Origin of the sequence: Amycolatopsis sp. NPDC051716, from assembly GCF_040681595.1 — a bacterium.
In the GTDB taxonomy this organism is placed as follows: domain Bacteria; phylum Actinomycetota; class Actinomycetes; order Mycobacteriales; family Pseudonocardiaceae; genus Amycolatopsis.
This window is the reverse complement of the sequence record NZ_JBFAZA010000043.1, coordinates 68852-81362: the sequence shown is the minus strand read 5'-3', so window position 1 is coordinate 81362 and position 12511 is coordinate 68852. Positions and strand designations below refer to the sequence as shown.

Here is a 12511-nt window from a genome sequence, read left to right as displayed (position 1 = left end):
CGAACGCCGGATTGTTCAACGGCCGTCACGCCGCGTCAAGGCGGGAAAGCGTGCCTTGACCCGGCGTGCCGGCCGCTGAGGCGGCTGCGTATCGGTTCGGCAGGCGGTGTGCTCGCCGGGCCGGCCCGGCGAGGCCGGGCCCGGGCGGCCGGGCGCCAGGGCCGGGCCCGGGACCCCAGAGGCCCGGGGCCCGGCCCCGGCCGAAGCTAGGGGCGGGGTCGTCCCGGGCGGGTCGGGCCAGGCGGTCGGTCGGGCGCCTGAACTTTATTTGTCAAGGCGGGTCGCGACCACCGCCAAGGTTGTATACGGCAGCACGAAGCTGCCGCCTAGCCCGTCGATGGCCGCGCCCACCTCGGACAGCACTTCCGCCAGTGCGTCCGGCGGCAGTCTCGTCAAGCCGCCCGTTGTGGGCAGGAAGTCGAGCCACTCTTCGCGCGTGTACGTCCGCTCCCACTCGAAACGCCAGCGGTCCGGGGCGCCGAGGCCGTCCGCCTTGGCGATCGCGTCGGCGAATCCGGTGAACATCACGTCGTAGATCTCCGCCGCCGGGCGGGACTCCGCCGAGAAGGGCGCGTCCGGCAACACTCGCTGGCACGCCGCCGCGAAGGCCGCCGCCACCTCCGGCGGCGGCTGGAACACGTGGGCGAACACCGCGAGCAGACCTCCGGGCCGCAGGACCCGCGCCGCCTTGGCCGGGCCGACTAAGGGATCCACCCAGTGCCAAGCCTGGCCGGCGACCACCGCGTCGAAGGTGCGGCCGCCCGGCTCCCAGCCCTCGAACTTCGCCACCTCGACGTCGAGCCCGCCGCGGCGCGCGAAGGCGGCCATTCGTGCGTCGGGGTCGATGCCGAGCACGCGGCAGCCCGCCTCGCGGAACTGGCGGGCTTCGATTCCGGTGCCGCAGCCGACGTCCAGGACGTCGAGCCCCGGACTCGCGGCGACGATCCGGTCCACCAGCTCGCGCGGGTACTCCGGCCGCGCCCGGTCGTAGCGTTCGGCGTCCGTCCCGAAGGATTCCGCCATCGCACGCGCTTCGTGGGGTTGAGTGGGCATGCGCCCACTTTAATGGGCGATCGCCCACTAGGGCAACCGGCGCTCGTACCGGAGAATGGGGGCATGCCGACCGGGGTCCACCTGCGTGACGTGCGCAAGCAGCTGTTCGACGCGGCCGAGCGGGTGCTGCTCCGCGACGGCCCGCACGCGCTGACCAGCCGCGCGGTGACGACGGAGGCCGACGTCGCGAAAGGTGTCCTGCACCGCCACTTCGCCGACTTCGACGACTTCCTGGCCGAGTTCACCCGCGACCGCATCACCCGCCTGGCGGATCAGGCGGCACTCCTGCGCGCGGCGGCGGGCACCCGGACGGTCGCGGAAAACCTCATCGACGCCCTTACGGAACTGTTCGACCCGGTCACCCTGGCCTTGACGAGCCTGGTCTTCTTCCGCGACGAGCTCCGCATCCGCCTGCGCCACCAAAACGGCCTCCCCATCCTGACGGAGGCCCGAGACATGCTGAAGAGCTACCTGTCAGCCGAGCGCGAACAGGGCCGCATCGCTGCGGACGCCGAGGTGGAGTCCTTATCCGTGTCCCTGATCGGCGCAGCCCACCTGCTCTTCGCGGGCCGCCGCCGGGGAACCCTCCCCGAAACCGGGGAGCTGGAGAAAATGGTCCACACAGTCATCGCCGACGTGCTCCAACGCCGCCTGCTGTGATCCAACCGGTCCGATGTGGATCAAAGATCAAAGCCGCACCCGCAGCACAAACGCAACCACGCGCGGGGGTCCGGGGGCGTGCCCCCGGCGGGGGCGGGGGGGCTCGGCCCCCACAGGACACAACGAGAAGAGCCCTGCTTGCGCAGTCGGCAAGCAGGACTCTCCCAGCGATTCTCGTGGGCGATACTGGGATCGAACCAGTGACCTCTTCGGTGTGAACGAAGCGCTCTCCCCCTGAGCTAATCGCCCGTGGTGCTGACTTCCCACGAAATCCGGGGGTGGACTCGTGGTGCGCGATACTGGGATTGAACCAGTGACCTCTTCCGTGTCAGGGAAGCGCTCTCCCGCTGAGCTAATCGCGCGCTGCGGAACTCCGTGTTGAGACAAGCATATCGGACGCCTCGCGGGGGCGTGCGGGGGGTCCGGTGTACCGAAAACCGCCTGACAGGAGTGGTCCGAAACGGGCACACTGCGAGGGACGTCCGTGTTCACCACGACCGTCCCGGCCGACCAGGAGAGTCCCACCCCGATGACCGAAACCGTGTCCACCTCGCCCGCCGACGTGAACCGCCCCCCGGCGCGCTCGGGACTCCTCATCGGGGTTCTCGTGCTTTCCGCGTTCGTGATGATCCTCAACGAGACGATCCTGAGCGTCGCGTTGCGCGACCTGACCGTCGACCTGCACGTGCCGACGACCACCGTGCAGTGGCTGACCAGCGGGTTCCTGCTGACGATGGCGGTCGTCATCCCCACGACCGGGTTCCTGCTTGAGCGGTTCTCGCCGCGGCAGGTGTTCCTGTTCTCGCTGTCGGCGTTCAGCCTGGGCACCTTGCTGAGCGCGCTCGCGCCCGGGTTCGGGCTGCTGATGACCGGGCGCGTGGTGCAGGCGTGCGGCACGGCGGTGATGCTGCCGCTGCTGATGACGACCGTGATGCGGCTGGTGCCGCCGGAGCGGCGCGGCGCGACGATGGGCACGATCACGATCGTCATCGCGGTCGCGCCGGCGATCGGGCCGACCATCGGCGGTGCGGTGCTGTCGTCGCTGGGCTGGCGCTGGATGTTCTGGATCGTGCTGCCGCTGGCGGTCGCCGCGCTGGTGACCGGGGCGCTCATGCTGCGGCTCGACGGGGAACGCCGTCAGGTGCCGCTGGACCTGCCGTCGGTGCTGCTGTCCGCGATCGGGTTCGGCGGGGTGCTGTACGGCTTGTCGTCGAGCGGGGAACAAGCCGGGGCCGAGCCGCCGGTGCCGAGCTGGGTACCGATCGTCGTCGGGGTCGTGTCCCTGGTGGTGTTCACCTGGCGGCAGCTGCGGCTGCAGCGCCGGGACCGCGCCCTGCTGGACCTGCGGCCGTTCACCCACCGCAGCTTCGTCGTCTCGCTGGTGCTGACCGCGTTGCTGTTCATGTGCCTGATCGGCGCCGCGGCGATCATGCTGCCGCTGTACCTGCAGACGGTGCTGCACACGAGCACGTTCGTCAGCGGGCTGGCCGTGCTGCCCGGCGGGCTGGTGCTGGGGCTGCTGGGCCGCCCGGTCGGCGCGCTGTTCGACAAGGTCGGCGGCCGCCCGCTCGTCATCCCCGGCGCGGCGGCGATGGCCGCTTCGCTGTGGCTGTTCGCGGTGCTGGGGCCGGATTCGCCGCTGATCGCGGTGATCGGGATCCACGTGCTGATGATGGCCGGGCTCGGGCTGATGATGACGCCGCTGTTCACCGAGTCGCTCGGCTCGCTGCCCGAACACCTGTATTCGCACGGCAGCGCGATCCTCTCGACGCTGCAGCAGGTCGCGGGCGCGCTCGGCACCGCGGTGTTCATCAGTGTGGCGACATTGGGCAGCCACGACACGACGGCGGCCAGCCCGGACGGATCGGGCCTGCGGGCGGCGTTCATCCTCGCCGGAGTCATCGGGCTGGTTGCCTTCGCGGGCAGCTGGCTGATCCGGCGCGGGCCGGCCACAGCGGCTGCATCGTCCACTGTGTCTGCTTCGGAGCACTGAGCGAAGGTCCCGCTTCCGCTCGACGAAGGCCGGGGGCAGGCCTGCGAGCGGAAGCGGGAGTTCGCGGCGAACGGGTCTACCCGGCCGCGACCTGCGGGGTCGCGCGGACACCGCAGTGCAGGTACCGCTCCCCCGTCGGCAGCGTGTAGAACGTCGCCGAGATCCAGGACCGTGCGCCCGGCTCGCGGAAGGCGAACTGGGGGCCGCCGATCGGGACCAGGTCGTGTTCCGTCGTCGGTTCCGGGACCAGCGCGGCGATCGGGCCGGTGATCGTCTGCCGCATCCGCAGGCCCGAGTCCCCCTCGAAGACCTCGATCCGCATCGACGCGCGCTCGTAGACCCCGAGGAACTCCGCGAAGTCCACGGACGGCGGGGTGGCGGCCGGCGAGATCGGGCGGGGCATCGCCACCCCCGCCAGCTCGGCGAAGATCTCGCGGTAGAGCTCTTCGTACAGGTCGCGCGTGTTGCCGCCGTTGGTGAGCAGCGTGACGGCCAGCCCGTGCTCCGGCAGGAGCCGGAGGAACGCCGACTGCCCGATCGTGTTGCCGTCGTGGCCGATGACGCGGTGGCCGTCCCAGTCGAAGCGGATCCAGCCGAGGCCCCACGAGTCGCCGAGGGTGTGCTTGTCGGGCATGTCCGCCTGCCACTCGGTCATCGCCGCCGCCGACGCCTCGGACAGCACGTCGAGGCCGCCGGCCAGGTGCATCCGGGCGAACGCCAGGACCTCCGCCGCCGGCGCGGTGATCAGGCCGGCCGGGCCCGCCGAGCGCGGCAGGCCCCACGCCGGGGCCGGCCGCGGCTCGCCGTCACCGGCCGCGACGTGGCCCATCGCCGCGCGGTGCAGCAGCGCCTCTTCCGGCAGCGTGCCCGTGCGGGTCAGGCCGAGCGGGGTGAACAGCCGCTCGCGCAGCGCCGCGTCCCAGGTGAGGCCGGTGAGCTGCTCGATCACCCGGCCCACCAGCACGAACCCGGAGTTGCAGTAGGACAGCGTCGCCCCGAGCGGGTGGTTCTGGGCGACCTCCTCCAGCAGGCCGACGAACTTCTCGATGCAGTCGTCGCCGCGGCCGGTGTCGGTGAAGACGTCGCCGTCGATGCCGCTCGTGTGGGTGAGCAGGTGCCGCAGCGTCACCTGCTTGGTGACGTCGGGGTCGGCCAGCTGCAGCTCGGGCAGCACGTCGGCGATCGGCGCGTCGAGCTTCAGCAGGCCCTCGTCGACCAGCTGCATCGCCACCGTGGCCGTCCACACCTTGGTGATCGAGCCGATCTGGAACACCGACTCGTCGGTGACCTCGACGCCGGTGGCGGTGTTCAGCACGCCGTGGCTCGCGAGCACCTGGTCGTCGCCGCGGAGGATGCCCAGGGAGGCACCCGGCACGCGGTGCTTGCGCGCGAGCGCGGCCAGGCGCCGCCGCCAGTGCGCGGCGTCGAGCGGCACCCGCACCGGCTTGCCCGGCTCCCCCGCGTGCTGCTCCACCCAGTCGGCGATCCGGCGGTTGAAGTCCCGCCGGTGCGACGGCTTCCCGTCGAGGATGAACAGGTGGGACGCGCCGGGGTAGAGCACCAGGCGGGTGGGCACGCCCTGCTCGCGCAGCGCGGTGAACCACTGCTCGGCCTGCCCGGCCGGGCACCGGTCGTCGGCGGCGCCGTGCACCACCAGGGTCGGCGTGCGGACCTTTTCCACCTGGGACAAGGGAGAAAGCGCGGTGTAGTGCGCCCGGTTCTCCGACGGGATCGCGCCGAGTTCGGAGACGCCAAGGTAGTGGCCGCTGTCGGACGTGCCGGCCATGCTGACCACGTCGCTGACGACCCCGCCCGCGACCGCCGCGGCGAACCGGTCGTCGCGGCTGGTGAGGTAGCAGGTCATGTAGCCGCCGTAGCTGTAGCCGGCCACGGCGAGCCGGCGCGCGTCGGCCACGCCCTCGGCGACCAGGTCGTCCAGGGGCTCGAGGAAGTCGCGGGCGTCGGCCACGCCCCAGGCGCCGACCGCGGCGGTGTAGAACGCTTCGCCGTAGCCGTCGCTGCCGCGCGGGTTGAGCAGCAGCACCGCCCAGCCGCGCGCGACGAGCTCCTGGTGGTAGAGGTGCACGGCGTCGGCGGTGCCGTTCCACGCGTTGTGCGGGCCGCCGTGGATGTCCAGCAGCAGCGGCCGCGGGCCGGTGCGGGCGGGGTCGCGCAGCAGCCAGCCGGCCACGACCGTGCCGTCGGAGACGGTGAACTCCCGCTCCTCCGAGACGAACGGCTCGAGCTCGCCGGGCCCGTGCGCGGTGCGGACGTCCACCGCTCCCCCGGTGACGGCGACCGTCGCGATCTGGCCGTAGGACGTCGGGGTGGCCAGCACGATCGCCGCGGTGTCCCCGGCGACGGTCATCCCCGTCACGGCGGTCCCGGCTCCGCCGGCGACGAGCCGCGGCTCACCCCCTCCGGCGTCGACCGCGTACAGCTGCGTGTACCCGCGGTCGCGGGCGCAGAACACCACGGTGGCGCCGGAAAGCTGCGGGAGCGCGCCGGGGTAGCCCGCCCCGCCGGGCATGACGTTCCGGTCCAGCGGGGCCGCCAGGTCGGTGGTTTCGCCGCCGTCCAGCGGGATCCGCAGCAGCCCGAGGTGCCCGGGCGCGGTGTCGCGGCGGCCGACGGCGAGCAGCGCGGCGCCGTCGGCGGACCAGGTGACCGCGCCGCACATGCCCTCGGCCGAGCCGATCAGCCGCGGTTCGCTCGCGCGGTCACCGGGCTCGACGACGTACGCGCCGGACCGGAAGGTCAGGTCGGTGTCCGCCTCCGGTCCCGCCGGGAAGGCCAGCCGCTCGCCGTCCGGCGACCACGCCGGGTCGCCCGCGTGCCAGTCCCCCGCCGTCACCTGCCGGACCTCGCCGGTGGCGACGTCGAGGACGTGGACGTGCTTGCGCAGGGTCCGCAGCAGCCCGGCGCCGTCGGCCTTGAAGTCGAGCCGGTCGGCGACCACCGGGGCACCCGCGCGGCGGGTCCGGGCCGCGTCGTCCTCGCCCTCGTCCGCGGCGAGGTCGACGGGGGCGGCGAAGGCGATCTCGGCGCCGTCCGGCCGCCACACCGGGGTTCCCGCGCCGAGCGGGAGCGTGGTGACCTGCTCGGCCTCGCCGCCGTCCGCGGGGAGCAGCCACAGCTGCGCCGGGCCGTCCTGGGCGCGCAGGAACGCGAGCCGCGTGCCGTCGGGCGACCACGCCGGCTCCAGGTCGGCCGGGCCGCGGGTGAGCCGGCGCGCCTCGCCGGATTCGGTCGAGACCAGCCACAGCGAGCGGGTGTCCTCGTCCCGGTCGCGGTCGGCGGTGCGCAGCACGTACGCGATCCGGCTGCCGTCGGGCGAAATCGCCGGGTGTTCGGGGAACTCGAGGGCGTACAGGTCGTCGGTGCCCGGACGTCGGGTCATGCGGATCTCCTCGTGGGATGGCTCGCGGCGTAGTGGCACGCCGCGGAGTGGGGCCGGGCCGCCGCCTCGTCGGCCGGGTCGGCGGTGAGGCAGCGGGTGCGGTCGGCGTGCACGAGCGGCCCGATCGGGCAGCGCGGGTGGTAGCGGCAGCCGGCCGGCGGGTGGTGCGGGTCGGCGGGTTCGGTGTCGGCGAGCGCGCCGGCACCGGGGTCGTCGAGCAGGCGCCGGTGCGCCGACGGCGCGGCCGCCAGCAGGTCACGCGTGTAGGGGTGCTTCGGCTCGGTGAGGACCTGCTCGGCGGGCCCGGCCTCGACGATCCGGCCGAGGTACATCACCGCGACGACGTCGCTGACGTACCGCACCACGGCGAGGTTGTGCGAGATGAACAGCATCGACAGCGCCAGCCGCCGCTGCACGTCCCGGACCAGGTTGAGCACGGCGCCCTGCACCGAGACGTCGAGTGCGGAGGTGATCTCGTCGGCGACCAGCACCTTCGGCCGCCCGGCCAGCGCCCGGGCGAGCGCGACGCGCTGCCGTTGCCCGCCGGAGAGCCGGCCGGGCAGCGCCGCGGCACTGCCCGGGTCGAGGTTCACCAGTTCGAGCAGCCGGTCGACCTCGGCCCGCCGCTCGGCCCGGGACGTGCCCGGCGGCATCGCCTCGGTGATGGACTCGCCGATCGCCATCCGCGGGTCCAGCGACGAATACGGGTCCTGGAACACCATCTGCAGCGGACGCCGCCGGGGCAGCCGCCGCACGTCGACGCCGTCGAGCAGCACCCGGCCGGCGCTGACCGGCGCGAGCCCCGCGGCCGCCCTGGCCAGCGTCGACTTTCCGGAGCCGGACTCGCCGACCAGGCCGACGACCTGTCCTGAAGGGACGGTCAGGCTGACGCCGTCGACCGCGGTCAGCTTGCCGTAGCGGACGCTCACCGCGTCGAACTCGAGCGCACTCATGCGGCACCCTCCTCATGGGACTGTCCGGAAAGGACGGTGACCTGCGGGTGCCAGCAGGCGACCCGGTGGCCGTCCGCCGCCGGTTCGAGCACCGGGTCTTCGGTGCGGCAGCGCTCCGAAGCCAGCGGGCACCGGGCGGCGAACGCGCAGCCTTCGGGCACCTGGTCGGGTTCCGGCGGGCGGCCGGGGATGACTTCCAGGGGCCGGTCGCGGTCGGTTTCCAGGTCGACCGTGGTGGCCAGCAGCGCCCGCGTGTACGGGTGCCGGGCCGGGCTCCCGGTCGGCAGGTCCTCGACGATCCGGCCGGCGTACATCACCAGCATCCGTTCGCACGTCTGGGAAACCACGGCGATGTCGTGGCTGATCAGCAGGATCGCCGCGCCCTCGGTTTCGCGCGTGCGGGCCAGCAGGCGCAGCACCTGCCGCTGCACGGTGACGTCGAGGGCGGTGGTCGGCTCGTCGGCCACGATCAGCTTCGGCCGGCCCATCAGGCCCATCCCGATCATCGCCCGCTGCCGCATGCCGCCGGAGAACTCGTGCGGGTACTGCCGGGCGCGCCGCTCGGCGGCCGGGACGCGCACCGCGGCCAGCCGGTCCACCGCGCGGGCGAACGCCGCACGCCGCGACAGGCCGTGGTGCTGCTCGGACACCTCGGCCAGCTGGCCGCCGACGCGGCGGGCCGGGTTGAACGACGTCATCGGGTCCTGGAACACCATGGCCAGCGCCGTGCCGAGCTCGCGGTCCGACGCCTCCGCCAGCGGTGTCCCGGCGAACTCGAGCCGGTCGGCGGTGACCACGCCGGGCGCTTCGACCAGGCGGGACACGGCCAGCGCGGTCAGGCTCTTGCCGGAACCGGACTCGCCGACCACGCCGATCGCTTCGCCGGCCCGGACGCTGAAGCTGACTCCGCGCACCGGGACCGTCCAGCCCTCCGGGCCGGGGAACGCCACCCGGAGGTTCTCCACCACGAGCACCGCGTCCGCGGGCGGCTGCGCGAGCGCGGGCCGCGCCGCCGGCAGCGGCGGTGCCCCGCGCCTCCTCGCGCGGGTCCGGACCCCGACCACCGCGGCGACCGTCTCGCCGACCAGGTTGAACGCCAGCCCGGCGAGCACCACCGCCGCGGCGGGGGCGAGCGCGGCCGCGGGGTTGACGTAGATGCCGTCCAAGCCTTCGCGCAGCAGCCGTCCCCAGTCGTAGTCCGGTGCCTGCACGCCGATCCCGAGGAACGACAGCCCGGCGAAGGCGAGCAGCGCCGAGCCGGCCCCGATGGTCGCGTTGACGACGAGCGGCTCACCGATGTTCGGCAGCACGTGCCGGGCCAGCAGCCGGACCCGGCCGACGCCGGCGATCCGGGCCGCGGCCACGAAGTCGCGCCCGCTGACCGACGCCGAGAGCGTCTGCACGAGCCGCGCGAACGCCGGCGCCATCGCGAAGCCGATCGCGAGCACCGCGCCGTGCGTGCCGACGCCGAAGATCACCGCGAGGAACAGGGCCAGCAGCAGCCCGGGGAACGCGACGGCGATGTCGACGACCGCCGTGAGCAGCCGGCCCAACCGGCGAGGCAGCACCGACGGCAGCGTGCCGAGGATGACGCCGGTGCCGGCGCCGATCGCGGTGGCGAGCACGGCGAGCCCGACCGAGAGCCGGGTCGCCACCAGGGTGCGCAGCAGCAGGTCGCGGCCGAGGGAGTCGGTGCCGAACGGGTGCGCCCCGGACGGTCCCTGGCCGATCGCGTCGGTGTCGATCGCGGCCGCGCCGTCCCCCCACAGCAGCGGCGCCAGCACCGACAGGACGACGACCAGGGCCAGCAGCACCGCCGAGCACGCGCCCACCGGCGTGCGCAGGGCCGCCGTCCACACCGAACCGCGTCGAGCCATCTCACGCCTCCCGAATGGCCGAGCGCGGGTCGAGCAGCCCGAGCACGACGTCGACCAGCAGGTTCACCAGCAGCACGCCGACGCCGTAGACCAGCACGATCCCCTGGACCAGCGGGTAGTCCTTCTGCAGGATCGACTGCACGATCGTCGAGCCGAGGCCGGGCCAGGCGAACACGTTCTCCACCAGCACCGTGCCCGCGACCAGGCCGGTCAGCATCAGCCCGCCCAGCGTCAGGGTCGCGGTCAGCGCGTTGGGCAGCGCGTGCCGGACGTAGACCAGCCGCGCGGGCAGCCGCTTCGCCCGCGCGGTGCGGACGAAGTCGGCGCCCAGCACGGACAGCAGCTCCACCCGGACCATCCGGGCGAGCACCGCCGCCGGCCCGGTCGCCAGGGCGGCGACCGGCAGCACGTACGCGCTCACGTCGTCGCCGCCGGCCACCGGGAACCAGCCGAGGCCGACCGCGAACAGCGCCACCAGCGCGACCGCCACCAGGAACTCCGGCACGGCCGCGAGGAAGACGCTCACCGACGTGAACGCCAGCTCGCCGCCCCGGCGGCGGCCGCCGCGGGTCAGCACCGCGAAGACGACGCCGACCGGGATCGCGACGGCCACCACGACGGCGAAGGCGGGGATCGCCAGCTGCAGGGTCGCCGGCAGCCGGTCGCCGATCACCTGCGTGACCGGCTGGCCGCTCGCCATGGACGTCCCGAGGTCGCCGGTGAGCAGGCCGCGCAGGTAGTGCCCGTACTGCACCCACAGCGGGTCGTCCAGGCCGAGTTCCAGCCGTTTCGCCCGCACCAGGTCGGCCGGGGCGGTCATCCCGAGCGCGGCGCGCACCGGGTCGCCCGGCACCAGGTGGATCATCAGGAAGGCCGCGGTGACCAGCGCCCACAGCGAGACGGCGAAGCGGGTCAGCCGCCGGGCGGCGAACGCCGGCCACGGTCCGCCGCGCAGGCGGGCCGGCGCCGCCGCGGTGGTCATCGCGCGTACATCCGGATCGACGACGGCGTGACGCTGCCCTGGCTGACGTCGAACCGCGAACCGCTCGCGTAGTACGGCACCACGGAGTCGATGTAGGGCACCACGTCGACGCGCTTGACCAACGCGGTCTCCGCGGCCTGCCAGGCCGGGCAGCTGGCCTCGCCGCTCATCGCGGCCGCCTGCTTCACGCCCTGCTCGTACTCCGGGTTGGCGATGTGGCCGAAGTTGGTCCCGTCCGGCGCCGCCGGACCGGACACGAACGGCACCAGCTGGCTCGGCAGGGTGAGCCCGACCGGGCCGAGCGACACCTCCCACTCGCCGGTGCCGAACAGCACCTGGGACAGCCCCGGGCTGTCGACGGCCTTGAGCGTGACGTCGGCGCCGAGGGACTTCCACGTCTGCTGGGCCAGTTCGGCGGTGGGCGCCATCGTCGGGCCGAGCTGGGTGCCGTAGAGGACGGTGAGCGCCAGCCGCTTGCCGCCCTTGACGCGCACGCCGTCCGGGCCGGCCTTCCAGCCCGCACCGTCCAAAGCGGACGCGGCCGCCGCCGGGTCGTGCGTGGGCAGGTGGCCGCTGACGGTGTCGCCCGAGCACGCCTTCGGCTCGGCGGTGACCAGGCTCTGCGACGGCTTGCCGGTGCCGTTGGTCAGCACCTTGCCGAGCTGGGGGAGGTCGAGCGCCTGGGTCAGCGCGCGCCGCACGGACTCGTCCTGGCCGGGGCGCCCGGCAGCCTGGTTGTAGAAGATCTCCCCGAGCGGGGCGAGGAAATCCGCGTGGAAGAGCTTCCGCGCTTCCAGGCGCTGGCGATCCGGCCCGTTGATCTGGCTGGCGTTCAGCTCACCGGAAAGCAGCAGGTTCGCCGCGGTCGAGGTGTTCGGGACGACCCGGGCGACGACCTTCTCCGGCAGGCCGGCCTGCTGGGCCTTCCAGTCCCCCGGTCCCCAGGTGTAGTCCTTGCGGCGGGTGAACGTGTAGTGGTCGTTCGGCACGATCTCGGAGACGGCGAACATGCCGGTGCCGCTGCCGCCCTTGGCCAGGAGCTTCCGGTCGGCCAGGCCCTTGCCGCAGACGATCGGCAGGCCGCCGACGTTGCGGAGCAGGAACGCGTCGGGCGCGCCGCTGGTGACGGTGATCGTCCGGGTGGCTTCGTCGGCGGTGGCCTTCGTGCCCGGCGCGATCGTCAGGCCGGCGAACGGCGACTTGTTCGCCGGGTCGCCGACGAACCCGATGTTCGCGGCGACGTCGGCGGCGGTCAGCGGGCTGCCGTCCGCGCAGGTGATGCCGGGCCGCAGGGTGAACGACGCCGTGGTCGTCGTGGCGTCCCACTTTTCGGCGAGCGCGGGCAGGGGCTTGCCGTCGGGGGTGAGTTCGAGCAGCGAGTCGTAGAGGAACCGGTCGACCTGGCCGGTCACGGCCAGCACCGACATGTGCGGATCCAGGTTGCCCGGGTCGGAGGCGATCCCGAGGTTGAACGTCTTGCCGTCGGCCAACGCGCCGCCGGCCGCGCCGGCGCCACCCGGTCCCCCGCAGGCCGTGGCCGCGAGGGCGAGCGCGCCCAGCAGGACCACCACCGGTCGTGTGCCAAACCGGGGC

Annotated in this window: 8 protein-coding genes and 2 tRNA genes; 2 read left to right on the top strand and 8 right to left on the bottom strand. The window is 73.6% G+C overall.

Annotation, left to right across the window (positions count from 1 at the left end; all coding sequences use genetic code 11):
* Nucleotides 1-264: 264 nt before the first annotated feature.
* On the bottom strand, nucleotides 265-1023 hold the full coding sequence (locus AB0M30_RS40545) for a class I SAM-dependent methyltransferase (RefSeq protein WP_364595787.1): 759 nt from the start codon (nucleotides 1021-1023) through the stop codon (nucleotides 265-267).
* 93 nt (nucleotides 1024-1116) lie between these two features.
* On the opposite strand from AB0M30_RS40545, the gene AB0M30_RS40540 reads away from it, so the two are divergent.
* Complete coding sequence (locus tag AB0M30_RS40540; protein WP_364595772.1) at nucleotides 1117-1713, top strand: TetR family transcriptional regulator; 597 nt, start codon at nucleotides 1117-1119, stop codon at nucleotides 1711-1713.
* Nucleotides 1714-1890: 177 nt separating this feature from the next.
* Here the strand turns inward: AB0M30_RS40540 and AB0M30_RS40535 are convergent.
* Nucleotides 1891-1962 (bottom strand) — tRNA-Val (locus AB0M30_RS40535).
* Between the two features lie 38 nt (nucleotides 1963-2000).
* Nucleotides 2001-2075, bottom strand: a tRNA-Val gene (locus AB0M30_RS40530).
* Between the two features lie 167 nt (nucleotides 2076-2242).
* Between AB0M30_RS40530 and AB0M30_RS40525 the strand changes: the two genes are divergently transcribed.
* Nucleotides 2243-3706 (top strand): DHA2 family efflux MFS transporter permease subunit, encoded by a 1464-nt coding sequence (locus AB0M30_RS40525; protein ID WP_364595784.1) that lies wholly within the window; start codon nucleotides 2243-2245, stop codon nucleotides 3704-3706.
* Between the two features lie 76 nt (nucleotides 3707-3782).
* Here AB0M30_RS40525 and AB0M30_RS40520 read toward each other — a convergent pair whose 3' ends face one another.
* The 5 genes from AB0M30_RS40520 to AB0M30_RS40500 are packed head-to-tail and all read right to left on the bottom strand — an operon-like array spanning nucleotide 3783 to nucleotide 12489.
* On the bottom strand, nucleotides 3783-7106 hold the full coding sequence (locus tag AB0M30_RS40520) for a serine hydrolase (protein ID WP_364595769.1): 3324 nt from the start codon (nucleotides 7104-7106) through the stop codon (nucleotides 3783-3785).
* Nucleotides 7103-8059 carry an ABC transporter ATP-binding protein gene (locus AB0M30_RS40515; RefSeq protein WP_364595766.1) on the bottom strand — a complete coding sequence of 319 codons (957 nt, stop codon included), beginning with the start codon at nucleotides 8057-8059 and terminating at the stop codon, nucleotides 7103-7105. The genes AB0M30_RS40520 and AB0M30_RS40515 overlap by 4 nt, the downstream gene beginning before the upstream one ends.
* Complete coding sequence (locus tag AB0M30_RS40510; RefSeq protein ID WP_364595763.1) at nucleotides 8056-9936, bottom strand: dipeptide/oligopeptide/nickel ABC transporter permease/ATP-binding protein; 1881 nt, start codon at nucleotides 9934-9936, stop codon at nucleotides 8056-8058. The genes AB0M30_RS40515 and AB0M30_RS40510 overlap by 4 nt, the downstream gene beginning before the upstream one ends.
* Before the next feature lies 1 nt (nucleotide 9937).
* The gene (locus tag AB0M30_RS40505) at nucleotides 9938-10918 is read right to left on the bottom strand and encodes an ABC transporter permease (protein WP_364595760.1); all 981 of its coding nucleotides are present in this window, start codon (nucleotides 10916-10918) and stop codon (nucleotides 9938-9940) included.
* Nucleotides 10915-12489 (bottom strand): ABC transporter substrate-binding protein, encoded by a 1575-nt coding sequence (locus AB0M30_RS40500; protein ID WP_364595757.1) that lies wholly within the window; start codon nucleotides 12487-12489, stop codon nucleotides 10915-10917. Before AB0M30_RS40500 ends, AB0M30_RS40505 begins: the two co-directional genes overlap by 4 nt.
* Nucleotides 12490-12511 lie beyond the last annotated feature (22 nt).